Source organism: Achromobacter sp. DH1f (genome assembly GCF_000633435.1).
GTDB lineage: Bacteria > Pseudomonadota > Gammaproteobacteria > Burkholderiales > Burkholderiaceae_B > Achromobacter > Achromobacter deleyi.
Map to the genome: position 1 here is coordinate 62,949 of NZ_AYMF01000021.1, position 26,168 is coordinate 89,116.

Consider the following 26,168-nt stretch of genomic DNA (forward strand, 5'->3'; position numbering starts at 1 on the left):
GATGGGGTCAGGCGGCCTGGCGTTCGGCGCCGGGCAGCAGCAGCGCGATGTGCGTGCCGTGGCCGGGACGGGATTGCATGTTAATCGTGGCGTGCATGCGCGCGGCGCGTTCGCGCATGATGTGCAGGCCCACGTGGGCCTCGCCGCGGCGCGCCACTTCGGCCGGGTCGTAGCCCTGGCCGTTGTCGATGATGTCCAGGCTGAAATCGCGCGCGTTGTGCACGCGGATCTCGACCCGGTCGGCCTCGGAATGCTTGCGCACGTTGGACAGCGCTTCCTGCAGGATGAACAGCACCTGCAATTGCTGCTCGGGCGGCAGCGGCGCGCCCTCGCCCTGCTCGAACGCCAAGGTGATGGACAGGCCGGTCTGGCGGCGAAAGCGTTCCACCGTGTCCTGCATGGCGTCGCGCAGATCGCCCTGGCCCAGCTTGCTGCGGAAATTGGTCAACAGCTCGCGCACGTCCTGGTAGCTTTCGTCCACGCCGGTGCGCAGCAGCGGCAGGATCTCGTCGATCTCGGCCTGGTCGCCGCGCTTGACCGCCGCATCCAGCAATTGCAGTTGCAGGTTCAGGAAGTTCAGCCCCTGCGCCAGGCTGTCGTGCAGGCCCTGGGCCACCAGCCCGCGCTCTTGCACCACGGCCAGCTGGCGCGCCTGGGCGGAGAGGCGGCGGTTGTCCAGCGCCACGCCCAGGTGCTGCCCCAGGGTTTCCAGCAACTGCGATTCAGACGGCGCCAGTTGCCGCGGGCTGCGGAAATGCAGCGAATACGAGCCCAGCACCTCGTCGCGGGTCACGATGCGAAACACGGCCACGCTGGCAAAGCCGTCGCGCTGGCAGTTCAGGTCTTGCGGCGCCGGCGCCTGGCGCAGGTCCTGAATGACGATCACGCCGGCCTGGCGCGTGGCCACGCCGCAGTAGCAGTCGTCCACCCGCATGCAGTGTTCGGATTCGACCAGGTCTTCGGACAGGCCCACCGACACCACCAGGTTGAGTGTGTCGTTGTCCGGGTCCAGCGCGCGGATGCTGCCGCCTTCGGCGTCGAACTGCAGCATCACCCGGCGCAGGAAGCCCTGGCACATGGCCTCGATCTCGTTGGGCTGGTTCAGGAAGGCGGCCATGTCGTACAGCGCGCCGATGTCGCGGTTCTGCGCGGCCAGCTGGGCGGTCTTTTCGCCCACCCGCTGCTCCAGCCCCGTGTACAGGCCCTGCAATTCGTCGGCCATGCGGTTGAAGCCGCGCGCCAGCACGCCGAATTCGTCGCGGCTTTCGACCGGCAGGCGGGTGCTGAATTCGCGCGCCGCCATGCGCTGCAGGCCGTCGCGCAGCCGCAGCACGGGCGAGATGATCCACAGGTACAACAGGTAGATCATGGCCAGGGTGCCGGCGCTGGCAATCGCCGCCAACACCCCCTGCGACAGCCGCAGCGACGTGGTCTTGCCGGCGTTGTCCTGCTCGATCATGCGCACCAGGGCGTCGGCGCGGGCCACGAAATCGGGCAGCGTTTCCAGATATTCGGCGGCGTCTTCGCGTTCGATGGCACGCACCGCCGCCGGCCGCATGATGCTGCGCCAGTAATCGGCCACGCCCAGCCATTGCTCGCGGATGGCCGGATCGTTGGGAATGAACAGCGGCCGCGCCGGGTTGCCGCGCGCCAGCCGGGCGATGGTGTCGTCCATCAGGCGCAGCTGTTCGTCGGTGCGGACCTGCCGGCCAGCCTGCGGCCGCATCAATTCCACCGCCACCCGGTTGGCGCGCATGCGCAGGCTGCCGGTATCGTTGATGGCGGCGCCCGCGCCTTCCAGCTGCCACGACAGCCACAGCGTCCAGCTGACCATGCTGAGCACCACGATCAGCGCCACCAGCGAACTGGCGATGATGCGGGTGGACAGGCGATGCCGCGACGACGGCAGGCCGTCGGCATCGGCGGGGGTGGCGGACAGAGGCATGGAAGCGGGACTTGCAGGGACTTTCAAGGGAAATCGCAGACGATCAGTGTAGTTCAGTCCCGCCCGACCGTGCGCCGGATGAACGCGGCCACCGCCGCCGGATCGTTCAGGGGCAGGCACGGCAAGGCCGTGTCCAGCTCGGCGTCGGTCACCACCGCCAGGAAGCCGGGGTCGTCGCCGTGCAGCGGCGGCTTGCCCAGCGCCGGCCGGTAGACCTCGATGCGCGGAATGTCGGCCGCCTTGAAGCCTTCGACCAGCACCAGGTCGGCCGGCGCCAGCCGGGCCACCTGCTCTGCCAGCGACGGCTCCGGGGCGTCGCGCAGTTCATGCACGATGGCGTAGCGAAAGGGCGAGGCCACCATTACTTCGCGCGCGCCGGCCAGGCGAAAGCGCGCGCTGTCTTTGCCGGGCGGCTCCATCTGGAAATCGTGGTGGCTGTGCTTGATGACGCTGACCGCCAGCCCGGCTGCGCCCAGGAGCGGCAGCATGGCCTCGATCAGGGTGGTCTTGCCGCTGCCGGAGCGGCCGGCGATGCCGAATACAGGGGTCATGCTGGCTCCGTGAACAAGGGACACACGATGGGCAGAAACGCATCCGCCCGCGCCGAGTATGCCAGCAAAGCCCCCGCCACCAGGTCGAAATACCAGCCGTGCAAGGTCAGCTCGCCCGCCGCCACCCGCCGCCCCACGCAGGGCAAGGCTTCCAGGTTACGCAGCGAAATCAGGATGGACGCCTGCTCGCAGGCCCGCCGCCGCTCGGCGCGGGACGCCTCGGGCATCTGGCTCAACACGCGTTGGCGGGCCGGTTCGGCGATGTCCATCCAGCGGTTCAGGTAGTCGGGGTCGCCGTCGCTGCGGGCGGGCCGGTCCATCAGCGCGCGGATACCGCCGCATTGCGCGTGGCCCAGCACGATGATCCGGCTGACCGCCAGTTGTTCGACGGCGAACTGGATCGCGGCCAGCACGCCGTGGTGGCCCTGGTCGCGGTCGGCCGGCGGCACCAGGTTGGCCACGTTGCGCACGGTGAAGATGTCGCCGGGGTCGCAGCCCAGCAGCATGGCCGGGTCGACCCGCGAATCGCAGCAGCCCACCAGCAAGGTGCTGGGATGCTGGCCGTCGCGCAGGTTGCGGTACAGCGACGGGGTGGCTTCGTAGTATTGGTGCTGGAAGCGCTGGAAGCCGTCGACCAGCCGTTCGATGTCGCCCATGCGTTGGCCCATGCCTCACCCTCCCGTCTGCGACATGAAGCGCACGATGCGCTCGGGCCGGGTGGTGAATTCGTGCCGTTCGGGCTTGGCGGCAATGCCGGCCCGGATCGCCGCTTGCAGCTCGGCGTCGCTGGCCCCGGCGCGCAGCAGGTGGCCCAGCGGCACCTGGTCTTCCTGGCCCAGGCACAGGTACAGCGTGCCGTCCACGCCCAGGCGGACGCGGTTGCAGGTGGCGCAGAAGTGCCGCGACAGGGGCGTGATGACGCCCAGGGCCGGCGCCCCGGCGCCCGCCGTCCAGTAGCGCGCCGGGCCTGCGCCCTGCCCGGCCAGCGCCGGCACCAGGCCATGGTCGGCCGCCAGCCGCGCGCCCAGGGCGCCCAGGTCGGCATGGCGGTAGCGGCGGCCGCTGTCACCGATGGGCATGGGTTCGATCAGGCGCAGGATGAAGCCCTGCGCCAGCGCGTAGCCCAGCAGCCGGCGCACGTCGGCCTCGGGCGTGGCGGCGTGCACCACGCTGTTGAGCTTGATGGGGGCAAAGCCGGCATCGCGGGCCGCCATCAGGCCGGACAGCACCGCGTCCAGGCAGTCGCGGCCAGTGATGCGGGTGAATTCGGCTGCGTCCAGCGTGTCCAGGCTGATGTTGAGCCGGCGGACCCCGGCCGCGCGCAACGCCTGGGCGTGGCGCGCCAGCTGGGTGCCGTTGGTGGACACCGACAGGTCGGCCACGCCGGGCAGCGCCGCGATGGCGCCGGCCAGGTCCGCCACGCCGCGGCGCAACAAGGGTTCGCCGCCGGTCAGGCGCACCTTGCTCACGCCCAGGCCGGCGAACAGGCCCACCAGCCGCGCCATTTCGTCATGGCGCAGCCAGTTGGCGGGCGTCTCGAATCCCTTGAAGCCCTTGGGCATGCAGTAGCCGCAGCGCAGGTCGCAGCGGTCGGTGACCGATACCCGCAGGTAGTCGATGCGACGGCCATGACCGTCAACCAGCCCCTGCGGCGCCGGCGCGGCGCCCGAGGAATCGCTTGCCGGTCGCGGGTTCATGACGGGCTCCCGAAGACGCGGTCGTCCTCTGCCCCGCCCAGGTCGATGCCGCGCACGTCGGCGCGCTCGACCAGGAGCTTCACGTACTGGCGCCAGGCCGTGTCGCGGCTGAGCGCCGACAAGGCCGCTGCGATCTGCTCGCGCACCTCGTCAAAGGGCAGCCGCCGCCCTTCCACCCTCCGCGTCACCCGCACGATATGCAGACCGTGGCGGGTTTGCAGCACCTGCGGCAACAGGCCGCCGGCCGGCAAGGCGAACACCGCCTTTTCGAATTCAGGCACCGTGTCGCCGCGCCCCAGCTGCCCCAGGTTGCCGCCCAGCGCGGCCGAGGGGCAATTGGACTGCTGCCGCGCCACCTCGGCAAAGCGCGACGGATCGGCCAGCAGGTCCGCCAGCACCGCGTCCGCATGGGCGCGCAGCATGTCCAGGTTCACGCCCGGCGTGACCTGGAACAGGATGTGGTCGGCCTCGATCAGTTCGCCCACCACGAAGCGCTGCGGGTTGGACTGGTAATAGCGCAGGCAGGCGGCCTCGTCGGCCTCGGGCGTCGGGGCCTGGCGGTCCAGCAAGGCGCCGATGATCTCGTCCTCGCGGGCCAAGTCCGGGGTGAGGCTTGGGTCTGCACTGCAACCTGCCTCCGCCCGCGCGCCCTCCCCTTGATCCACGCCCTGCCGCGCCGCCTCGTCCAGCAGCACGCGCCGCAGCACCAGCGCCGTGATGGCGGCGCGCATGGGGTTGGCGGCATCCGCGTGCCGCGGCAGTTCTTGTTCCAGCTCGGCGTCGTTCAGTTCGACGCCATTGACGATCACAGGCATGTCCGGCTCCTTGGAAAACGCGCCTCAGCGCGGACGCACCAGTTGCCAGGCGCGGCCCAGGTAGCCCAGCGACGCAAAGCCGCTCCAGACATGCACCAGCCGGGTGAAGGGAAAGATCACGAACAGCGTCAGGCCCATGAACAGGTGCGCCTTGAACAGCAGCGGCACGTCGGCAATGTGGCTGGCGGCGTCGCCGCGCAGGGTCACGATGTGCTGCGCCCAGGTCATCAGGCGCACCATCATCTCGCCGTCCATGTGGCCGGCCGACAGCGCAATGGTCGACAGGCCCAGCAGCAGGGTCACCAGAATCCACAGCAACAGCAGCTTGTCGCCAGGGCGAGTGGTCTTGCGGATGCGCGGGTCGCTCAGGCGGCGGTGGATCAGGATCAACAGGCCGATCAGGCACAGCCCGCCCATGACGCCGCCGGCCACCATGGCCACCGTCTGCTTGAGCGTGTGCGACACGCCCAGCCAGTCCCACACCGCCACGGGCGTCAACAGGCCCGCCAGGTGGCCGAAGAACAGCCCCAGGATGCCGATGTGGAAAAGGATATTGCCCAGCCGCAACTGGCCGCGGTGCAGCAGCTGCGAGCTGTCCGTCTTCCAGGTGTATTGCTCGCGTTCGAAGCGCGCCAGGCTGCCGAGCAGGAACACCGTCAGCGCGATGTAGGGGTAGATGCCGAAGAGGAACTGATTCAGGGAATTCATGATGCTTGGGTCCTGAAAAGACGGGGATTCAATGGGCGGCGGGCGCGCGCGGATAGAACCGCACCGCCTGCGCGCCATCGCCCGAGAACGGCCGCAAGAGCGGCTCGACGCCATCGGGACCGGCGCCGAAGGTTTCCATCGCCTCGTCCATGTCGCGCACCGGCGGCGCGGTCTGTTCGCGCGGCGTCACCCGCGACAGGCCGCGCAGCACGGCGAACACGCTGGCATAGGGGCTTTCGCTGCGGGCCAGGCGCGCGCCCACCGCCGCCAGCACGTGGATGGCCTCGTCCAGCAGGTCCTGCGCCACGGCCGGGTCGATCACGCCCAGGAATTCCAGGAACAGCGGCACGTGGTCCGGCAGTTCGGACACCACCGGCTCGAAGCCATGGCCGCGGTAGGTATCCAGCAGGTCGACCATGGCCTGGCCGCGGTCGCGGCTTTCGCCGTGCACGTGTTCGAACAGGTGCAGCGAATGCGCCCGGTTGCGGTCGAAGGTGGCGACGTAGGTTTCCTGCAGGGCGATCAGGTCGTGGCTGGCCAGATGGGCAACCAGCGGTTGCAGGGTCTCCTCGGCGTCCGGGTAGGCGGCCAGCCGCTCTTCGAGTTCGGGCAGCGCATCCACCAGGTCCTGTTCGGGGTAGCAGAGCAGCGCGGAAAGCAGGTGATAGAGTTTCATGGCGTTTCTCCTGGGTCAGGCCGTGGCGGCCTTCTTGCGCGACTTGGGCATGTCGATGAAGATCTCGCTGCCCTGGGGCTTGCGGCCGAACAGCGTGCCTTCCGACACCCCGCCCGAGCAGCCGTTGCCGAAGGTGAAGCCGCAGCTGCCCTTCTCGTTGAAGCTGTCTTCGACGATTTCCTTGTGGCTGCTGGGCACCACGAAGCGGTCTTCGTAGTTGGCGATCGCCATGATGCGGTACATGTCCTGCACGGTGGCCTCCGTCAGGCCCACCTGTTCCAGCAATGCGGTGTCACGTTCGCCGTGCACGGTTTCCGACCGCTTGTAGGCGCGCATGGCCAGCATGCGTTCCAGTGCCTGCAAGACCGGCGCTTCCTTGCCGGCGGTCAGCAGGTTGGCCAGGTAGCGCACCGGAATGCGCAGGCTGGCCACATCGGGAATCATGGCGCTCTTGCCCAGCGTGCGCTGCGGCATCTGGCCGGCTTCGGCCGCCGTCTGGATGGGCGACAGCGGCGGGATGTACCAGACCATCGGCAAGGTGCGGTATTCGGGGTGCAGCGGGAAGGCGACGCGCCACTCCACAGCCATCTTGTAGACCGGCGACTGGCGCGCGGCTTCCAGCCACGATTCGGGAATGCCCTGTTCGCGCGCGGCGGCGATCACCTCGGGCGAATGCGGGTCCAGGAACAGGCCCAGCTGCGATTCGTACAGGTCCTGTTCATCGCCCACGGCGGCGGCGCGTTCGATCTGGTCGGCGTCGTACAGCAGCACGCCCAGGTAGCGGATGCGGCCCACGCAGGTCTCCGAACACACGGTGGGCTGGCCCGCTTCGATGCGCGGATAGCAGAAGGTGCACTTCTCGGCCTTGCCGCTGTGCCAGTTGTAGTAGATCTTCTTGTACGGGCAGCCCGAGATGCACATGCGCCAGCCGCGGCATTTGTCCTGGTCGACCAGCACGATGCCGTCGTCTTCGCGCTTGTAGATCGAGCCCGACGGGCAGCTGGCGACACAGGCCGGGTTCAGGCAGTGCTCGCACAGGCGCGGCAGGTACATCATGAAGGTGTTCTCGAAGGTCGAGTACATCTCTTTCTGCACGCCTTCGAACAGCGCGTCGCGGCTGCGCGCGGCGAATTCGCCGCCCAGGTCGTCTTCCCAGTTCGGGCCCCAGACGATCTTGTCCATCTTCTTGCCGGTCAGCACCGACACCGGGCGCGCGGTGGGCGGCGTCTGCGACAGGGGCGCGTTCTTCAGGTGCTCATAGTCGAAGGTGAAGGGTTCGTAGTAGTCGTCGATCTGCGGCAGGTTGGGGTTGGCGAACAGGTTGGCCAGGATGCGCAGCTTGCCGCCCTGGCGCGGTTCCAGCTTGCCGGCCGCGGTGCGCTTCCAGCCGCCCTTCCACTTTTCCTGGTTTTCCCATTCCTTGGGATAGCCGATGCCGGGCTTGGTTTCGACGTTGTTGAACCAGGCGTATTCGACGCCGTCGCGGCTGGTCCAGACGTTCTTGCAGGTGACCGAGCAAGTGTGGCAGCCGATGCACTTGTCCAGGTTCAGCACCATGCCGATTTGGGCGCGTATCCTCATGATTGCTTCTCTTCCAGTTGCGTTGCGGCGGCGGGGTCTTCCACCAGCGGGCCTTCCATCCAGTCCACTTTCTTCATCTTGCGCAGCACCACGAATTCGTCGCGGTTGGCGCCCACGGTGCCGTAGTAATTGAAGCCGTAGGCCTGCTGCGCGTAGCCGCCGATCATGTGCGTGGGCTTGAGCACCGTGCGCGTGACCGAGTTATGGATGCCGCCGCGCTTGCCGCTGGTTTCCGCGCCCGGCACGTTCACGATCTTTTCCTGGGCGTGGTACATCAGGCACATGCCCACCGGCACGCGCTGGCTGACCACCACGCGGGCGGTCAGCGTGCCGTTGACGTTGAAGACCTCGACCCAGTCGTTGTCGACCAACCCGGCCTGCTTGGCCTCGGTCTCGGACACCCACACGTGGGGGCCACCGCGACTGAGCGTCAGCATGCGCAGGTTGTCGGAATAGGTGCTGTGGATGCCCCACTTCTGGTGCGGCGTCAGCCAGTTCAGCACCAGTTCCTTTTCACCGTTGGGGTAGCGGCCCAGCATCGGCGCGATGGTCTTGGTGTCGATGGCGGGCTTGTACACGCACAGGCCTTCGCCGAAATCCAGCATCCAACGGTGGTCCTGGTAGAACTGCTGGCGGCCGGTAATGGTGCGCCATGGGATCAGTTCGTGCACGTTGGTGTAGCCGGCGTTGTAGCTGACCTCTTCGCTTTCCAGGCCCGACCAGGTGGGCGCCGAAATGATCTTGCGCGGCTGCGCCTGGATGTCGCGAAAGCGGATCTTGTCGTGCTCGCGGCCCACGGCCAGGTGGGTGTGGTCGCGCCCGGTGATCTTGCCCAGCGCTTCCCAGGCCTTGACCGACACGTGGCCGTTGGTCTCGGGGGCAAAGGTCAGAATCATCTCGGCCGCGTCGATGGCGGTGTCCAGCCGCGGCCGGCCCTGGCTCACGCCCGCCTCGGCCACGTTGTCATTGATGCCGCCCAGTTCGTGCACTTCGTGCTCGGTGTTCCAGTTGATGCCCTTGCCGCCGTTGCCCAGCTTGTCCAGCAGCGGGCCCACCGACGTGAACTTGCGGTAGATGTCGTTGTAGTCGCGTTCCACCACTGTCATGTTGGGCGCCGTCTTGCCCGGCACCAGGTCGCACTGGCCCAGCTTCCAATCCTTGGGTTCGAAGGCCTGGCCCAGTTCGCCCGGGGTGTCGTGCATCAGCGGGGTCAGCACCAGGTCGCGGCGCTTGCCCAGGTAGGGGCCGCCGATGTCGCTGAACTTCTTGGCGAGCAGCTTGTAGATTTCCCAGTCGGTCTTGCTTTCCCACAGCGGCTGCACCGCTTCGCTCAACGGGTGGATGAACGGGTGCATGTCCGACGTGTTCAGATCGTCTTTCTCGTACCAGGTGGCGGTGGGCAGCACGATGTCGCCGTACAGGCAGGTGGTGCTCATGCGGAAATCCAGCACCGTCAGCAGGTCCAGCTTGCCTTCGGCCGCGTCTTCTTCATAGGTGACCTCGGTCGGCCGGATCGCGTCGCCCTCGTCGCCGAAGACGGCGTTCTGCGTGCCCAGCAGGTACTTCAGGAAGTACTCGTGGCCCTTGCCGCTGGAACCCAGGATGTTCGAGCGCCACACGAACATGTTGCGTGGGAAGTTGGCGGGATCGTCGGGGTTTTCGCACGACATTTTCAGCGCGCCGGACTTGAGCTGTTCCGCGGCGAAGGCCACCGGGTCCTTGCCGGCGGCCGCGGCCTGGTCGGTCAGGTCCAGTGGATTGGTGCGCAGCTGCGGCGCCGACGGCAGCCAGCCCATGCGCTCGGCGCGGGCGTTCAGGTCGATCATGCTCAGGTCGCCATAGCGGCCGCGGTCGGCGGTGGGGCCCAGCACTTCCTGCACGTGCAGCTTTTCGTGGCGCCATTGGCTGGTGTGGGCGTAGAAGAACGAGGTGCCGTTCATCTGGCGCGGCGGGCGCACCCAGTCGGACGCGAACGCCAGCGGTGCCCAGCCGAACTGCGGCCGCAGCTTTTCCTGGCCCACGTAGTGCGCCCAGCCGCCGCCGCTCTTGCCCACGCAGCCGCACATCATCAGCATGTTGATGATGCCGCGGTAGATCATGTCCATGTGGTACCAGTGGTTCAGGCCGGCGCCCACGATCACCATCGACTTGCCTTCGGTGTCGTGCGCGTTCTGCGCGAACTCGCGCGCCACCTGGATCACCTGCGCGCGCGGCACGCCGGTGTGCTTTTCCTGCCAGGCCGGGGTGTAGGGCACGTCATCGTCATACGACGTGGCGACATTGCCGCCGCCCAGGCCGCGGTCCAGGCCGTAGTTGGCCATCTGCAGGTCGTACACGCTGGCCACCAGGGCCTCGCTGCCGTCCGCCAGGCGGATGCGGCGGGCCGGCACGTTGCGCACCATCAGATCGTCGTGTTCGGCGCCGAAGTACGGAAAGCCCACGCCCACCACGGCATCGGCCCGGTCGATCAGGCTGAGTACCGGTTCGATCTCGCGGCCGCTGCCGCCGTCGCGCGATTCCAGGTTCCAGCGGCCGACCTTCTCGCCGCCGTTGACCGCGCCCTCGCCCCAGCGGAAACCGATGCTGCCGTTGGGCGCCACCAGGTCGCCGCTGGCGGCATCGATGACCAGGGTCTTCCAGTCGGGGTTGTTCTGTTCGCCCAGCGCGCCGTCCAGGTGCGAGGCGCGCAGGAAGTGGTCGGGCGCGTAGAAGCCGTCGCGTTCCTGCAGCAGCACCAGCATGGGCATGTCGGTGTAGCGGCGCACGTAGTCGCGGAAATAGGCCGAGGCGCCCGACAGGTGGAATTCCTTCAGGATGACGTGGCCCATGGCCATGGCCAGCGCGGCGTCGGTGCCCTGCTTGGGCGCCAGCCAGATGTCGCCGAACTTGACCATTTCGCCGAAGTCGCTGGATACCGCCACCGTCTTGGTGCCCTTGTAGCGAACCTCGGTGTAGAAGTGGGCGTCGGGGGTGCGCGTCTGCGGCACGTTCGAGCCCCACACCATCAGGTAGGTCGAGTTGTACCAATCGGCCGATTCGGGCACGTCGGTCTGCTCGCCCCAGACCTGCGGGCTGGCCGGCGGCAGGTCGCAATACCAGTCGTAGAAGCTGAGACACGCGCCGCCCAGCAGGCTCAGGTAGCGGGCCCCGGCGGCGTAGCTGACCATCGACATGGCGGGAATCGGCGAAAAGCCGATCAGGCGGTCAGGGCCGAATTGCTTGATGGTGTAGGCGTTGGCGGCGGCGATCATTTCCATCGCCGTGTCCCAGTCGGTGCGCACGAAACCGCCCAGGCCGCGAACCGACTTGTAGCGCTTGGCGCGCACGGGGTCCTGGCTGATCCATTCCCAGGCCGCGATCGGGTCCATGGTCTTGCGGGCCTCGCGCCACATTTCCATCAGGCGGCCGCGCATCATCGGGTACTTCACGCGCTGGGCGGAATAGACGTACCAGCTGTAGGACGCGCCCCGCGGACAGCCGCGCGGCTCGTGGTTGGGCAGGTCGGGCCGCGTGCGCGGGTAGTCGGTCTGCTGGGTTTCCCAGGTGATCAGGCCATTCTTGACGTATACCTTCCACGAGCACGAGCCCGTGCAGTTCACGCCGTGGGTCGAGCGCACCACCTTGTCGTGCTGCCAGCGGGCGCGATAGGCGTTTTCCCACTTGCGGTCTTCATTGACCAGCTCGCCGTGACCGTCCGCGAAGGTGGATTTCACCCGCGACATGAACTTCAACCGGTCCAGAAAATGACTCATTATGGTTCTCCAAGGGCGCCGGGTTTGCCGGCGCGTACTGCAATCAGTGCTGTCCAGACCACTTTAGGCGCGGGCCCGGCGGGCGACCATTCGCCAGTGGCATAGGCCGGGCGCGGCAGAGTGACTAGTCACCCCGGCCAGTCCGGCGCTTCAGCAGGGCACCGGCGCATTACGGCGCGCGTAGTACCACCAGGTGATCACCATGCAGGTGGCGTAAAAGCCGATGAAGCAATAGAGCGCGGCCTGCGCCCCGCCCGTCATCTCCAGCGAGGTGCCGAAGCTGCGCGGGATGAAAAAGCCGCCGTAGGCGCCGATCGCGCCGGAAAAGCCCAGCACTGCCGCGGATTCACGCGCCGCGTCCGTCAGCGCCTGCTTCTGGGCGGCCGCCCCCTTGCCTTGCGCGGCCTGGGTGCGCTCACGCAGGAAAATCACGGGAATCATGCGGAAGGTGGACCCGTTGCCCACGCCGGTCAGCGCGAACAGCACGATGAACATGGCCAGAAAGCCGTTGAAGTCACCGCCCTGCCCGTGCACCGGCAGGAACGCCATCACGCCCAGCACGGCGGCGATCATGCCGGCGAAGGTGAACAACGTGACCCGCGCGCCACCCAGCTTGTCGGACACCCAACCGCCCACCGGCCGGGTCAGCGAGCCGACCAGCGGCCCCAGGAAGGCATAGGTCATGGGGTCGACCTGCGGGAACAAGGTCTTGGTCAGCATGGCGAAGCCCGCCGAAAAGCCGATGAACGAGCCGAAGGTGCCCACGTACAGCCAGCACATCAGCCAGTTGTGCTTGCGCTTGAAGATCACGGCCTGGTCGGCAAACGACGCACGCGCATCGGCGATGTCGTTCATGCCGAACCACGCGGCCAGGGACGCCAGCGCGATGGGCAGGACCCAGATGAAGCCGGCGTTCTGCAGCCACAGGCTGCGCGGCGTGTCGCCCGCCACCGTCTGCGGATCGCCGCCAAGCGCGCCGAACATGCCCACCGAGATCACCACCGGCACCACGAACTGCGCCAGCGACACACCCAGGTTGCCGATGCCGGCGTTCAGCCCGGTCGCCAGGCCCTTCTTTTCCTTGGGAAAGAAAAAGCTGATATTGGCCATGCTGGAACTGAAATTGCCGCCGCCCAGGCCGCACAGCAGCGCCAGGATCAGCAAGGTGGGAAACGAGGTGGTCGGGTCGCGCAGCGCAAACCCCATGCCCAGCGCCGGAATCAGCAGCGAGGCGGTGGAGATCGCCGTCCACTTGCGGCCGCCGAACACCGGCACCAGGAACGAATAGAAGATGCGCAGCGTGGCGCCCGACAAGGCGGGCAGCGCGGTCAGCCAGAACAGCTGGTTCTTGGACAGCATGAAGCCGGCGCGGTCCAGGTTGACGACCACCACGCTCCAGAGCATCCAGATGCTGAACGCCAGCATCAGCGCGGGAATCGAGATCCACAGGTTGCGATTGGCGATGCGCGCGCCGGTCTGTTTCCAGAAGCCGGGGTTTTCCGGCTCCCAGCGCGCCAGGACATGGGTAGACATAGGGTTCTCCGATCAGGGGTCAGGCGGCTTGCCGCCGGGCGATGGCGGCGCTTTCGGGCCGGAAACTGAAATGCATGAAGATGAGCGAGACGCAGACCGTGCCGTACAGCAGCATGAAGGCGCTGGAGCGCACGCCGGTCAGGTCCAGCAGCACGCCGAACAGGATCGGCAGCACGAAGCCGCCCAGGCCGCCGGCCAGGCCGACGATGCCGGACACGGCGCCGATGTTGTCGCTGAACTCATCCGAGATGAACTTGAAGACCGAGGCCTTGCCGATCGCCATGGCGATGCCCACCACGAACAGCAGCACGGTGAAGCTGGTGGGGCCCAGGGCGATGTCGAACTGGCGCGGGCCGCCGGTGGTCAGCACAGTGAAATGGGTCTGCGGATAGCTCAGGATGAAGAACGCCACCCAGCACACCCACATCACCCACCAGGTGGTCTTGTAGGCGCCGTAGCGGTCAGAGATCCAGCCGCCCAGCGCGCGCAGCACGCCGCCCGGCAGGGAAAAGCAGGCCGCCAGCAGCGCCGCCAGCTTCATGTCGAAGCCGTATTCACCGATGTAGTACTTGGTCATCCACAGCGCCAGCGCCACGTAGCCGCCGAACACCACCGAGTAGTACTGGCAGTAGCGCCACACCCGCGGGTCCTTCAGCATGGCGAACTGGGCCGACAGGCTGGCCCCGCCCGCCACGCGGTGCGAGGGGTCCGATGCCGAGAACAGCCAGAACAGGATCGCCGTCACCAGCAGCGCCACGGCATATACCTGCGGCACGATCACCCAGGCGCCGCCCGCGGCCGCGATCAGCGCAGGCGCCACGAACTTGGTGATGGCCGAACCCGAATTGCCGGCGCCGAACACGCCCATGGCCAGGCCCTGCTTGCTGCGGGGAAACCAGCGCGCCACATAGGGCGTGCCAACGGAGAACGACCCGCCGGTCAGGCCCACGAACAGCGCCAGCACCAGGAACTGCCAGTACTGCGTGGCGTACGACAGCAGCCAGATCGGCACCACCGCCAGCAGCATCAGCACGAAGAACACAGGCCGGCCGCCGTAGCGGTCGGTCCAGATGCCCAGCGGCACGCGCACCAGTGAACCGGTCAGCACCGGCATGGCGGCCAGCAGGCCGAATTCGGTTTCAGACAGGCCCAGCTGGGCCTTGATGGGAATGCCCAGCACCGCAAAGATCATCCACACCGCAAAACAGATGGTGAAGGCGAAGGTGCTGGATACCAGGACCCGCATGGGCGCGCTGGCCGAGGGGTGAGTTGATGCCATGGTGATTCTCGCTTGTTGTGCACTCGGATACGACTGCACCCAGCGTAGGCATGCCGGGCGCGGCCCACCATTGCCCACCCGACCAAACACCCCCTGCCGTTGTGACTAGTCACCCCTGGGAAGCGGCCGCGTTTGCGCTGGATCAACCCGGCGCACTGGCCCGCGGCCGGCCGACGGTATTAATATGTATTTGAAATGCATGTTTATCGCCGCCATGGCGGCCACGACGGGCGGAGACCCCATGAACCCCTTGCTGACCCTGGAAGAACCCGCTGCGCCCCGCGACCAGAATCGTTCGCCGGCGCCCGACTGGCGCGCCTTCACGGAAATGGGCTTTCGCCCGCTGTACCTGGCCGGTTGCGCCTGGGCGCTGGTATCCGTACTGCTATGGGTGTTCGCGCCCGCCCGGCTGACGGGCCTGTTGACCGCCATGCCGTGGCACGCCCACGAAATGCTGTGGGGCTTTGTCGCCACCATCGCGGTGGGCTTTCTGCTGACGGCGGGCGCCAACTGGACCGGCAAGAATCCCCTGCGCGGCCTGCCGCTGGCGCTGCTGTGCGGCGTCTGGCTGGTGGCGCGCGCAGCCTACCTGGCGCCGGGCACGGCGGCGCTCTACGTCGCCGCGGGCGCCGATCTGTTGTTCTTCCTGTGGGGCGCCGCGGCGCTGGGCCGTTCGGTCTGGGTCACGCGCAACCGCCGCAATTATGGCGTGCCGCTGCTGCTGGTGGCGCTGGCCGCCGCCCACGTGCTGTATGTGCGCGCGGCCCTGGCCGGCGACTACCTGGCGCTGATGCGCTATTTCAATGCCGGCCTGCTGAGCATGGCGGTGCTGACCCTGCTGATCGCGCGGCGCGTGATCCCCTTCTTTGCCAAGCGCGCCGTCGCCGGCCTGGACATTCCCCCGCATACCCGCAGCGGCCATTGGCAACTGGCCACGGGCGTGCTGGCCATCGCCTGCCTGCTCGCGGGTGCCCCGCGCCTGGCTGCGCTGCTGCTGGCGGCCACGGGCCTGATTGCGCTGGCGCAATGGCTGGCCTGGAAGCCCTGGGCCGCGCGCCGCGTGCCCTTGCTGTGGATTCTGTACGCCGGTTATGCCGGCCTGGGCATCGGCCTGCTGGTGGGCGCGGCGCAACTGGCCGGCTATGTGCTGCGGCCCGCCTGGCCCGCGCACGTCATTGGCGTGGCCGGCTTTTCGGTGCTGATCCTGGGCATGGCCACGCGCACCGCGCTGGGCCACCTGGGCCGGCCGCTGCGCACCGACCGCAGCATGGTGCTGAGCTATGCGCTGGTGATCCTGGCGGCGCTGCTGCGCCTGGCCGCCCTGCTGCCCACCGCGGGCGCGCTAGGGCTGCTGCACGCGTCGGCTGGCGCCTGGGCGCTGGCGTTCGGGCTGTATCTGTGGCGCTTCACGCCCTGGATGGTGCGGCCGCGCTTTGACGCGCCGGCCAAGGGCGCGGCGCCGATGACGCGCATCGTGCCGGCGGGGCCGCGGCAGGCGCGTTGAACGCCCCGAGCGCCTTGAGCGCCTGGAGCACCTTCAGCGCCCTGAGCGTCTTGAGCGTCTTGGTCCGCCAAGGCCCCGACCAAATTACGCGCGGCCGTCGCGCCGCTTGTTCGCGTCCAGCTGCTTCTTCATGGCCTTCAGCCAGGCCTTGACCTGCTGCATGTCCACGAACTGCGTCAGCTCGAATTCCAGTTCGCCGATGTATTCCTCGGCGTCTTCGATCTCGGCGGCCAGGTCTTCCATCAGCTCGGCCGGGTCGATGTCCTGATCCGGATCGAAGTGAAAGCGGGCCGCGAAGTGCTCTTCGACCGCCAGCAGTTCACGCCGCACCGCCGCCAGTTGCGCCGCCAGGTCCGGGCCCGGATCGGGTTCGGCCGGCACCGCCAGCGCCAGCGTCACTGCGTGGGCCTGGATTTCGGCCAGCTCATCAGCCACCTCGGCATCGAAGTCCGACCCGCTGTGCTTCAAGTACACGGCCTTGAGCCGGTCCACGTCGCAGTCGGCGGGCGTGCCGTCCAGCACGATGGCCGCCAGCGTCTCTTGCCCCAGTTGCTGCACCAGTTCCGAGGCCAACTCACGCTCAGCGCGGGTCAGCTCTTTCTGCTTGCAGGCGTGGTCAAAGCACAGCACCAGCTTGGCCTTCAGTTCCAGCGCGGCCGATTCCAGGGGCGCCAGCACGTCTTCGAACTGCTTCTGGTACGCGGGTTCCACCTCGCGCCACAGGCGCAGCTTGGCGCGCGCGGCGTCCAGTTCGAGCGCGAGCGCTTCGGGGGATTGTTGTGACATGGCTGAAACCTGTTCGATGAATGCGGCGCACAGCGCGCCACGGCATGATTGGACGGCATTTTATCCCTGCGTGCGAACGCTTGCCGATTCCAGCCCCTGCGCCCACCCTGCGGCCATGGCTTGCACCTGCTGCACCGGGTCGGCCGCCAGGACCTGCTGGTTACGGCTCCGGCACACGTCGGGATCCGTGATGAACAGGGCCTGCGCATACCCGCGCGCCTGTTGCGTCAACTGCGCGGTCTTGGGCCCCCGAATTCGAGTGAAACGCTGCAGCGCGGCGTCCAGGGTGGCGCCGGCATCTTCCAGGCAACGCGCCAGGTGCCAGGCATCTTCCAACGCCTGGCAGGCGCCTTGCCCCGACGTGGGCAACGGCGCATGCGCCGCATCGCCCACCAGCAGCACGTTGGCCCGGCTCCAGACGGGTAGCGGCTCCAGGTCATGCACGGCAATCAGCCGCAAGGCCGCCGTGGGCGTGGCCTGGATGATCCGGGGGATCGGCCCCGCCCATTGGCCAAAAAGGCGTTGCACGTCGGCGCGCAGATCCGCCGCCCCGGCCTCGGCGGGACCTGGTGTATTGGGCCGCGCCTGGGCGGCAGCCCAATACACCAGGTCGCGCCGGACCGGCACCAGACCGAAGCGCTCGCCCACGCCCCAGTAGTCCTGGATGGCCATATCGTCCACCAATGCGCCGGCGTCCGACGCAACGCCGATCCAGTTCACGAAGCCCTGATACACCGGCGCGTTGTCGCCCGCCACGAAGCGGCGCGCGACCGAACCCATGCGGCCATCGGCGCCGATGAGCAGGTCGGGCCGAATGCGCACGCCGTTGTCGAACGTGGCCACGGCCCTGCCGCCGTCGTCCAATTCGATCTCCGTTGCGCGATGGCCATACAGGACGTCGATCCCGGCCCTGGCAGCGTGGTCCAGCAGTACGGCCAGCAAATCGCGCCGCAGGATCGTATGGGTGGGATAGCCCATCAATCGGTCCAGCAGCCCGATATCGATGCCGCCCAGCGGCTGGCCCGCCGAATCCAGTCGGCGCATCGCCACCGGCCGCCCCCCGAGCCTGGCGATGTCGCGCAACACCCCCAGCTCGTCCAGCACCAGACCGGCGTTGGGCCACAGCGTGACGCCGGCCCCCATGGTGGCCGGCCCGTCGCCGCGCTCGTAGACCTTGGGACGGTGCCCCAGTCGTTGCAGGGAAAGCGCGACGCTCAAGCCCGCCACGCCGCCGCCCACGATGCCGATGTCCATGTTGAAGACTCCTTGGAATGTTGCCGTCCACCGCCTGTGGGGGGACCAGATTCGAAACGAGACGGCATCGTAGATTGCGCCAGATGCGATAACTAGCATGCAAAAATAGGATCGTTTCTTACCTTATTCAGGATAATCATGCGACAGGCCATGGATCTGAATGCCGTGCGCGTCTACGCCGCTGTCGTCGACGAACAGAGTTTCGCGGGGGCCGCGCGCCTGCTGTCGATGCCCTCGTCCAACGTCAGCCGGCACGTGGCCACGCTGGAAAAAAAGCTGGGCGCCCGGTTGCTGGAACGCAGCACGCGCCACCTGCGCATGACCGAGGCCGGCCAATTGCTGTACCAACGCGCCAAGCCCCTGCTCGATGCGCTGGCCAGCACGGAAGAGGAACTGGGCGCCGTGCGGCGCGAACTGCGCGGCCCGCTGAAGATGTGCATGCCCGGCGAGGCGCCGCGGCTGCTCGCCCCCATCCTGGCCGAGTTCTGCGATCTGCACCCCGCCATCGAGCTGGAATGCGATACCCGCCTGACGGGCATCGACGCGCTGCGCGAAGACGTGGACCTGTCCATCGTGTTCCACCGCGGCCGCCTGGAAGACAGCGCGCTCATCACCCGCGACCTGGTCACGCTGCCCAGCCTCGTGGTTGCGGCCCCGGCCCTGCTCGCCAGGACTGGCACGCCCCGCCACGTGCGCCAGCTGAAAGCGTTGCCCTGCATCACCACGCTCAGCGCGCTCAAGGGCCAACCCTGGCAGTTCGACGACGGTGCCGGCGGCATCGTGAAAGTGCCGGTGCGCAGCCGCTACCGGGTCAACAGCGGGGAATTGGCGTTGGCCGGCGCCCGCCAGGGCATCGGCTTTGCCATTCTGGCGGCCATGTCGTGCCAGGACGATCTGGCGGCAGGCCGCTTGCAGGAAGTGCCGCTGGACCTGCGGCCCGCCCCGCTGCAACTGCTGGGCGTGTACACCCACCGCCACTCGGTGACCGCGCGCGTGCGCGCCTTGCTGGAATTCATGCAATCGCGCCTTTCCCCCTGAAACCTGACAGCTTGCTGATTCGAAAACGCTAATAATTATTATTCAGATAGAATCACGAACTGTCCCCAACCCCTGAACCCTGGCAGTACCGATGTCCCTGCCCCTGCCCGCGGGCCCTGTTTCCCCCCGACACTCCCCGCCTGGAAAACGCCGCGCCAAGGCGCTGGCCGCCGCCCTGAGCGTGATCGCGCTGGCCGCCTGGGGCGTGTGGCGCTACATGTCGCCCGGCCCAGGCGCCCCCGCCATCCCCAATTACGACCAGCAGCCCGTGGCCGTCAGCGTCGCCGCCGCGCGCAGCGGCCCGCTGCCGCTGGACCTGCATGCCCTGGGCACCATCACCCCGCTGGCGCAGGTGGTCTTGCGCAGCCAGGTCGACGGCCAGTTGCAGCAGCTGCACTACACCGAGGGCCAGGCGGTGCAGCGCGGCCAACTGCTGGCCGAGATCGACCCGCGCCCCTACCAGGCCGCCCTGGCTGCGGCCGAAGGTGAATTGGCCCATACCGATGCGCTGCTGCACAACGCCCGCATTGACCTGGACCGCTACCGCACCCTGGCCCGCCAGGAAGCCGTGGCGGGCCAGCAGCTGGACACCGCCGAGGCTCAGGCGCGCAGCTATGCCGCCCAGCGCCAGCGCCTGGCCGCCCGCGTGGCCGATGCCCGCCGCCTGCTGGAGCAGACCCGCATCACCGCGCCGCAGGACGGCCGCATCGGCCTGCGCCGCGTCGACGCCGGCAACCACGTGCGCGCCACCGATACCGATGGCCTGACCACCCTGGTGCAGATGCGGCCGATCTCGGCGCTGTTCGCCATTTCGGAAACCCGGCTGGACCTGCTGCGGCAAGCGCAGGCCCAGGCGCGCGCCGACGGCACGGTGCTGCGGGTGCAAGCCTGGGACGCCGACGACCGGCGCCTGCTTGCCGAAGGCACGCTGCAAGCGCTGGACAACCGGGTGCAGGCCGCCAGCGGTACCGTCAAGCTGCGCGCCCTGTTCGAGAACGCCGACGAATCGCTGTTCCCCAACCAGTTCGTCAACATCCGGCTGGCCCTGGCGCAGCACGAAGACGTGCTGTCCATTCCCACGGCCGCGGTGCAATACGGCACCGAAGGCGCCTTTGTCTACGTCATCGACGATGACCTGAAAGCCACCCGCCGCGAACTGACACTGGGCCGCGCCAACGCCGGCCGCGTCACCGTCGTGTCGGGCCTGGCGCCCGCCGAGCGCGTGGTGGTCGAAGGTGTGGACCGCCTGCACGACGGCCGCGGCGTGCAGGTCGTGGACGCCCAGAGCTAACGCGAGACGCCCCCCACCATGAGCCTGTCCCGCCCCTTCATCCTGCGCCCGGTCGCCACGTCGTTCCTGATGATCGCGCTGCTGCTGTCGGGCATCCTGGCCTGGCGCCTGCTGCCCGTGGCGGCGCTGCCGCAGGTGGACTACCCCATCATCCAGGTCACCACGCCCTACCCCGGCGCCAGCCCCGACGTGACGGCCCGCGCCGTCACCGCGCCGCTGGAACGCCGCTTTGGCCAGATTCCCGGCTTGAAGCAGATGTCGTCGTCCAGCGGCAGCGGCATCTCGGTCATCACGCTGCAGTTCTCGCTGGACGTGTCGCTGGGCGTGGCCGAACAGGAAGTGCAGGCCGCCATCAGCGCCAGCGGCTCGCTGCTGCCCAACGACCTGCCCACCCCGCCGGTGTACCGCAAGGTCAACCCGGCCGACGTGCCCATCCTGACGCTGGCCGTCACGTCTGATTCGGTGCCGCTGCCGCAGGTGTACGACCTGGTCGACACCCGCATGACCCAACGCCTGGCGCAGCTGTCCGGCGTGGGCATGGTCAGCCTGGCGGGCGGCCAACGGCCCGCGGTCAGGGTGCAGGCCAACCCGATGGCGCTGGCCGCGCGCGGGCTGCAACTGTCGGACCTGCGCGACACGATCGCCAAGGCCAACTCCAACCAACCCAAAGGCAGCTTCGACGGCCCGGTGCGCTCGGTCATCATGGACGCCAACGACCAATTGCAAAGCGCCCAGGAATACCGCGACCTGATCGTGGCCTGGCGCAACGGCGCGCCGGTGCGCCTGGGCGACGTGGCCACGGTGGAAGACGGCGCCGAAGACCGCTACCTGGCCGCCTGGGTCGACCGCCAGCCCGCCGTACTGGTGAACATCCAGCGCCAGCCGGGCGCCAACGTCATCGCCGTGGCCGACCAGGTCAAGGCCCTGCTGCCGCAACTGACTGCGAGCCTGCCCGCCGCCGTGCAGGTGCGCATCCTGACCGACCGTACCGAGAGCATCCGCGCATCCGTACGGGGGGTTCAATGGGAACTGGCCTTTGCCGTGGGCCTGGTGGTGCTGGTCACCTTCCTGTTCCTGCGCAACCTGCCGGCCACGCTGATCCCCAGCCTGGCCGTGCCGCTGTCGCTGATCGGCACGTTCGGTTTCATGCACCTGGCGGGGTTTTCCACCAACAACCTGACGCTGATGGCGCTGACCATCGGCGCCGGCTTCGTGGTGGACGACGCCATCGTCATGCTCGAGAACATCGCCCGCTATCGTGAACAGGGCCACAGCCCGATGTCGGCTGCGCTCAAGGGCGCCGGGCAGATCGGCTTCACCCTGGTGTCCCTGACCCTGTCGCTGATCGCCGTGCTGATTCCACTGCTGTTCATGGAAGACGTGGTCGGCCGCCTGTTTCGCGAGTTCGCCATCACGCTGGCCGTGGCCATCCTGATATCGCTGGCCGTGTCCCTGACGCTGACGCCGATGATGTGCGCGCGCCTCTTGCCCGCGCACGCCGAACGCCCGCCCGGCCTGCTGGACCGTCTGCAGGAACGCTATGCCGGCTGGCTCGACGCCACCCTGCGCCACCAGCGCCTGACCCTGCTGGCCATGCTGGCCACGGTCGTGCTGACGGGGCTGTTGTACCTGGCCGTGCCCAAGGGCTTTTTCCCGGTGCAGGACGGCGGCGTGCTGCAAGGGGTGACCCAGTCCGCGCAAAGCACCTCGTTCGAGGCCATGTCGCGGCGCCAGCAGGCGCTGGCGCAAAGCCTGCTGGGCGACCCCGACGTGGCCAGCCTGTCGTCCTTCATCGGCATCGACGGCATGAACCCCACGCTGAACACCGGCCGCCTGCTGGTCAACCTGAAACCCTGGAGCGAGCGCAGCGCGCCGCTGGCCGACATCATGGCGCGGCTGGACGCGCGGGCGCGCCAGGTGCAGGGCATATCCCTGTTCCTGCAACCGGTGCAGGAACTGAACATCGAAGACCGCGTCAGCCGCGGCCAGTACCAGTTCACGCTGACCTCGCCCGACAGCGCGCTGCTGGCCCGCTGGAGCGCCGCGCTGACCCAGCGCCTGGCTGCCGCGCCGCAATTGGCCGACATCTCGTCCGACCTGCAGGGCGATGGCCGCCAGGCCTACCTGGACGTGTCGCGCGACGCCGCCGCCCGCCTGGGCGTGACGCTGGACGACGTGGCGCAGGCGCTGTACAGCGCCTTCGGCCAGCGCCAGGTCGCCACGCTGTTCACGCAGTCGAACCAGTACCGCGTGGTGCTGGAAGTGGACCGCCGCCTGGCCGCCAGCCCCGACGCGCTCGAACGCATCCACCTGCAAAGCAAGGACGGCCAGGCCATTCCGCTGTCGGCGCTGGCCAGCGTCAGCGAACGCGCGGTGCCGCTGGCGGTGAACCACCTGTCGCAGTTTCCGGCCGTCAACCTATCGTTCAACCTGCCGCCGGGCGGCTCGCTGGGCGAGGCCATCGCCGCCATCGAGGCCGCGCGGCAGGACATCGCCATGCCGCCCAGCGTCGAACTGCGGCTGCAAGGCGCGGCATCGGCCTTCCAGGCCTCCCTGTCCAACACCTTGTGGCTGATGCTGGCCGCCGTGGTCACCATGTACCTGGTGCTGGGCATGCTCTATGAAAGCGCCATCCACCCGATCACCATCCTGTCGACGCTGCCGTCCGCCACCGTGGGCGCGCTGCTGGCGCTGCTGTTGACCGGCCGGCCGCTGGACCTGATCGCCGTCATCGGCATCATCCTGCTGATCGGCCTGGTCAAGAAGAACGGCATCATGATGGTGGACTTCGCGCTGGAAGCCGAACGCAGCCGCGGCCTGGCGCCGCAGGCCGCTATCCGCGAAGCCGCGCTGCTGCGCCTGCGGCCGATTCTGATGACCACGCTGGCCGCGCTGTTCGGCGCCCTGCCGCTGATGCTGGCCACCGGGTCGGGTGCGGAACTGCGCCAGCCGCTGGGCTGGGTGATGGTGGGCGGCCTCTTGGTCAGCCAGGTGCTGACGCTGTTCACCACCCCCGCCGTCTACCTGTTCTTCCATCGCCTGGGTCAACGCCGCCAGACCGCCGCCCCGGCTGCCACGGACCGGCCGGCGCCATGATCCGCGCGCTGCTGCACCGGCCCATCGCCTGCATCTTCCTGGCGGTGGCCCTGACCTTGCTGGGCGCCGTGGCCTGGCGCCTGCTGCCCGTGGCGCCGCTGCCGCAGGTGGATTTTCCCACCATCGAAGTGCGGGCCGAGCTGCCCGGCGCCAGCCCCGAGAGCATGGCCAGCACCGTGGCCGCACCGCTGGAGCGCGCGCTGGGCGCCATTGCCGGCGTCAGCGCCATGAGCTCGTCCAGCAACCAGGGCGCCACCCGCGTGCTGCTGCAGTTCGCGCTGGACCGCAACATCAACGAAGCCGCGCGCGACGTGCAGGCCGCCATCAACGCGGCCCGCGCCGAGCTGCCGTCCGGCATGCCCGGCAACCCCACCTACCGCAAGATCAACCCATCGCAGGCGCCCATCATGGCGCTGGCGCTCAGCTCGGCCACCCGGCCCGCCGGCCAGCTTTATGACCTGGGCGCCACCGTGCTGGCGCAGAAGATCTCGCAGGTCGTCGGCGTGGGCGAAGTAACCCTGGGCGGCAGTTCCTTGCCCGCCGTGCGCGTGCAGGTCAATCCCAACGCGCTGGCCCACTACGGCATCGCCCTGGACGACCTGCGCCAGGCGATTGCCAACGCCGCCCCCATGGGCCCGCAGGGTCAACTGGACTCGCCCGGCCAGCGCTGGGAAGTCGGCACGCCCGGCCAGCCGCGCACCGCCCACGACTACAACGGCCTGATCGTGCGCCACCGGGACGGCGCCACCACCCGCCTGGCGCAGGTCGCCCAGGTCAGTGATTCGGTCGAGAACCGCTACAGCAGCGGCTTTCACAACCAGAACCCGTCGGTCGTCCTGACCATCAGCCGCCAGCCCGGCGCCAACATCATCGAGACCATCGCCGCCATCAACCAGGCCCTGCCCGGCCTGCGCGCGCTGATGCCAGCCGACGTCGACCTGACCGTGGTGCTGGACCGATCCCCCGGCATCCACGCCACCCTGCGCGAAGCCCACATCACCCTGGCCCTGGCCGTGGGCCTGGTGATCCTGGTGGTGTGGCTGTTCCTGGGCAGCGCGCGCGCCGCCGCCATTCCCAGCGTCGCGATTCCCGTGTGCCTGGTCGCCACCTTCGCCGTCATGTACCTGTGGGGCTTCTCGCTGAACAACCTGTCGCTGATGGCGCTGATCGTGGCGGCCGGCCTGGTGGTCGACGACGCCATCGTGGTGCTGGAAAACATCACCCGCCACCTGGAACGCGGGCTGGCCCCGCGCCAGGCCGCGCTGCGCGGCGTGCGCGAAGTGGGCTTCACCCTGGTCGCCATGACGCTGGCGCTGTCGGTGGTGTTCGTGTCGATCCTGTTCATGGGCGGCCTGGTGGAGCGCCTGTTCCGCGAGTTCTCCATCACCCTGGTCGCCGCCATCGTGATCTCGCTGGTGGTATCGGTGGCCATCATCCCCAGCCTGTGCGCGCGCTGGCTGCGGCCCGCGCCACCCCCCGCCGATACCGGCCGCCCCTCGCGCCTGCGCGCCGTCTTTGCCCGCATGCATCACTGGTACGGCGTCTCGCTGGCGCGCGTGCTGGGCCACGCCCGCCTGACCTTGCTGCTGCTGGCCGCCGTGGTCGGCCTGAACGTCTATCTGTATGCCCAGGCGCCCAAGGGCTTCCTGCCGCAGCAGGACACCGGCCAGCTCGTGGGCTTCGTGCGCGGCGACGACGGCTTCTCGTTCCAGGTCATGCAACCGAAAATCGACGTCTACCGGCAACTGGTGTTGCGGCACCCGGCCGTGCAGGACGTCATCGGCTACAACGGCGGCAGCCTGGGCATCAGCAATTCGCTGTTTCTCATCCGCCTCAAACCCGCTGCCGAGCGCGGCGAATCGTCGGCCCAGGTCATCAACTGGCTGCGTGCCAACGCCCCGCCCGTACCCGGCGGCATGTTCTTCCTGAACGTCGACCAGGACCTGCGCATGCCCGGCGGCTTCGGCAATTCCGGCGACCACGAACTGGCCATCATGGCCAGCGACGTGCCCGCCCTGCGGCAATGGTCGCGCCGCATTTCCCGCGCCATGCAGGACATTCCCGAACTGCGCGACGTCGACGCCGTCGGCGACGCCGCCACCCAGCAGGTGGTCATCCACATCGACCGCAGCGCCGCCCAGCGCCTGGGCGTGGACATGCAGACGATCAGCAGCGTGCTCAGCAATTCGTTCAGCCAGCGCCAGGTCGCCACCCTGTACGACCCCATGAACCAGTACCGCGTGGTGCTGGAACTGGACCCGCGCTACACCGAAGACCCCGAGGTACTGGAACGCGTGCAGGTCGTGGCCGCCGACGGCAGCCGCGTGCCGCTCACGGCTTTCGCCACCTATGAACACGGCCTGGTCAACGACCGCGTCTTTCACGACGGCCTGTTTGCCGCCGTGGGCGTGGGCTTCTCGCTGGCCGAAGGCGTGTCGCTGCAGCAAGGCCTGGCCGCCATCGACGCCGCCATGGCCAAGCTGATGGTGCCCGCCCACATCCAGACCCGCCTGGGCGGCGACGCCCGCAGCTTCCAGCAGAGCCTGCAGGACCAGCCGTGGCTGATCCTGGGCGTACTGGTGGCCATCTACCTGGTGCTGGGCATCCTGTACGAAAGCCCGCTGCACCCGCTGACCATCCTGTCGACCCTGCCGTCGGCCGG

General features: G+C 68.3%; 18 protein-coding genes. 5 read left to right on the forward strand and 13 right to left on the reverse strand.

The window, feature by feature from the left end:
* Positions 1–7 precede the first annotated feature (7 nt).
* The 11 genes from U858_RS0118000 to U858_RS0118050 all read right to left on the reverse strand — a co-directional run bounded on the left by U858_RS0118000 (position 8) and on the right by U858_RS0118050 (position 14,537).
* Positions 8–1,945, reverse strand: a complete 1,938-nt coding sequence (locus tag U858_RS0118000; protein ID WP_025138543.1) for a type IV pili methyl-accepting chemotaxis transducer N-terminal domain-containing protein — start codon at positions 1,943–1,945, stop codon at positions 8–10.
* Between the two features lie 53 nt (positions 1,946–1,998).
* On the reverse strand, positions 1,999–2,496 hold the full coding sequence (mobB, locus tag U858_RS0118005) for a molybdopterin-guanine dinucleotide biosynthesis protein B (RefSeq protein ID WP_025138544.1): 498 nt from the start codon (positions 2,494–2,496) through the stop codon (positions 1,999–2,001).
* Complete coding sequence (locus tag U858_RS0118010) at positions 2,493–3,152, reverse strand: carbonic anhydrase (RefSeq protein ID WP_025138545.1); 660 nt, start codon at positions 3,150–3,152, stop codon at positions 2,493–2,495. The genes mobB and U858_RS0118010 overlap by 4 nt, the downstream gene beginning before the upstream one ends.
* A 15-nt stretch (positions 3,153–3,167) precedes the next feature.
* Positions 3,168–4,193, reverse strand: coding sequence for a GTP 3',8-cyclase MoaA (gene moaA / locus U858_RS0118015; protein WP_025138546.1), 1,026 nt, complete (start codon positions 4,191–4,193; stop codon positions 3,168–3,170).
* A complete protein-coding gene (locus U858_RS0118020; RefSeq protein ID WP_025138547.1) occupies positions 4,190–5,008 on the reverse strand; it encodes a peptidylprolyl isomerase in 819 nt (272 codons plus the stop codon). Before U858_RS0118020 ends, moaA begins: the two co-directional genes overlap by 4 nt.
* A gap of 24 nt (positions 5,009–5,032) precedes the next feature.
* Positions 5,033–5,716: a respiratory nitrate reductase subunit gamma gene (gene narI / locus U858_RS0118025; RefSeq protein WP_025138548.1), complete on the reverse strand. Its 684-nt coding sequence runs from the start codon at positions 5,714–5,716 to the stop codon at positions 5,033–5,035.
* Positions 5,717–5,744: 28 nt separating this feature from the next.
* Positions 5,745–6,392 (reverse strand): nitrate reductase molybdenum cofactor assembly chaperone, encoded by a 648-nt coding sequence (gene narJ, locus U858_RS0118030; RefSeq protein ID WP_025138549.1) that lies wholly within the window; start codon positions 6,390–6,392, stop codon positions 5,745–5,747.
* Between the two features lie 15 nt (positions 6,393–6,407).
* Positions 6,408–7,973 (reverse strand): nitrate reductase subunit beta, encoded by a 1,566-nt coding sequence (gene narH / locus U858_RS0118035; protein WP_025138550.1) that lies wholly within the window; start codon positions 7,971–7,973, stop codon positions 6,408–6,410.
* Entirely contained in the window at positions 7,970–11,725 is a 3,756-nt protein-coding gene (locus U858_RS0118040) for a nitrate reductase subunit alpha (protein ID WP_025138551.1), read from the reverse strand. Before U858_RS0118040 ends, narH begins: the two co-directional genes overlap by 4 nt.
* Before the next feature lie 150 nt (positions 11,726–11,875).
* Positions 11,876–13,258, reverse strand: a complete 1,383-nt coding sequence (locus U858_RS0118045; RefSeq protein WP_025138552.1) for a NarK family nitrate/nitrite MFS transporter — start codon at positions 13,256–13,258, stop codon at positions 11,876–11,878.
* Between the two features lie 19 nt (positions 13,259–13,277).
* Positions 13,278–14,537, reverse strand: a complete 1,260-nt coding sequence (locus U858_RS0118050; RefSeq protein WP_025138553.1) for a nitrate/nitrite transporter — start codon at positions 14,535–14,537, stop codon at positions 13,278–13,280.
* 241 nt (positions 14,538–14,778) lie between these two features.
* Here U858_RS0118050 and U858_RS0118055 point away from each other — a divergent pair, with 241 nt between their 5' ends.
* Positions 14,779–16,041, forward strand: a complete 1,263-nt coding sequence (locus U858_RS0118055) for an NnrS family protein (RefSeq protein ID WP_025138554.1) — start codon at positions 14,779–14,781, stop codon at positions 16,039–16,041.
* Between the two features lie 84 nt (positions 16,042–16,125).
* On the opposite strand, the gene U858_RS0118060 is transcribed toward U858_RS0118055, so the two are convergent.
* Both U858_RS0118060 and U858_RS0118065 read right to left on the reverse strand, forming a co-directional pair.
* Positions 16,126–16,827 carry a hypothetical protein gene (locus U858_RS0118060; protein WP_025138555.1) on the reverse strand — a complete coding sequence of 234 codons (702 nt, stop codon included), beginning with the start codon at positions 16,825–16,827 and terminating at the stop codon, positions 16,126–16,128.
* Between the two features lie 60 nt (positions 16,828–16,887).
* Positions 16,888–18,081 (reverse strand): FAD-dependent monooxygenase, encoded by a 1,194-nt coding sequence (locus tag U858_RS0118065; protein WP_025138556.1) that lies wholly within the window; start codon positions 18,079–18,081, stop codon positions 16,888–16,890.
* Positions 18,082–18,219: 138 nt separating this feature from the next.
* On the opposite strand from U858_RS0118065, the gene U858_RS0118070 reads away from it, so the two are divergent.
* The 4 genes from U858_RS0118070 to U858_RS0118085 all read left to right on the forward strand — a co-directional run.
* Complete coding sequence (locus U858_RS0118070) at positions 18,220–19,119, forward strand: LysR family transcriptional regulator (protein WP_025138557.1); 900 nt, start codon at positions 18,220–18,222, stop codon at positions 19,117–19,119.
* A gap of 91 nt (positions 19,120–19,210) precedes the next feature.
* Positions 19,211–20,410, forward strand: a complete 1,200-nt coding sequence (locus U858_RS0118075; RefSeq protein WP_025138558.1) for an efflux RND transporter periplasmic adaptor subunit — start codon at positions 19,211–19,213, stop codon at positions 20,408–20,410.
* Between the two features lie 18 nt (positions 20,411–20,428).
* Positions 20,429–23,506, forward strand: a complete 3,078-nt coding sequence (locus U858_RS0118080; protein ID WP_025138559.1) for a multidrug efflux RND transporter permease subunit — start codon at positions 20,429–20,431, stop codon at positions 23,504–23,506.
* Positions 23,503–26,168 (forward strand): efflux RND transporter permease subunit (locus tag U858_RS0118085; RefSeq protein WP_025138560.1); only part of this gene is annotated, 2,666 nt, incomplete at its 3' end. The genes U858_RS0118080 and U858_RS0118085, both read left to right, overlap by 4 nt.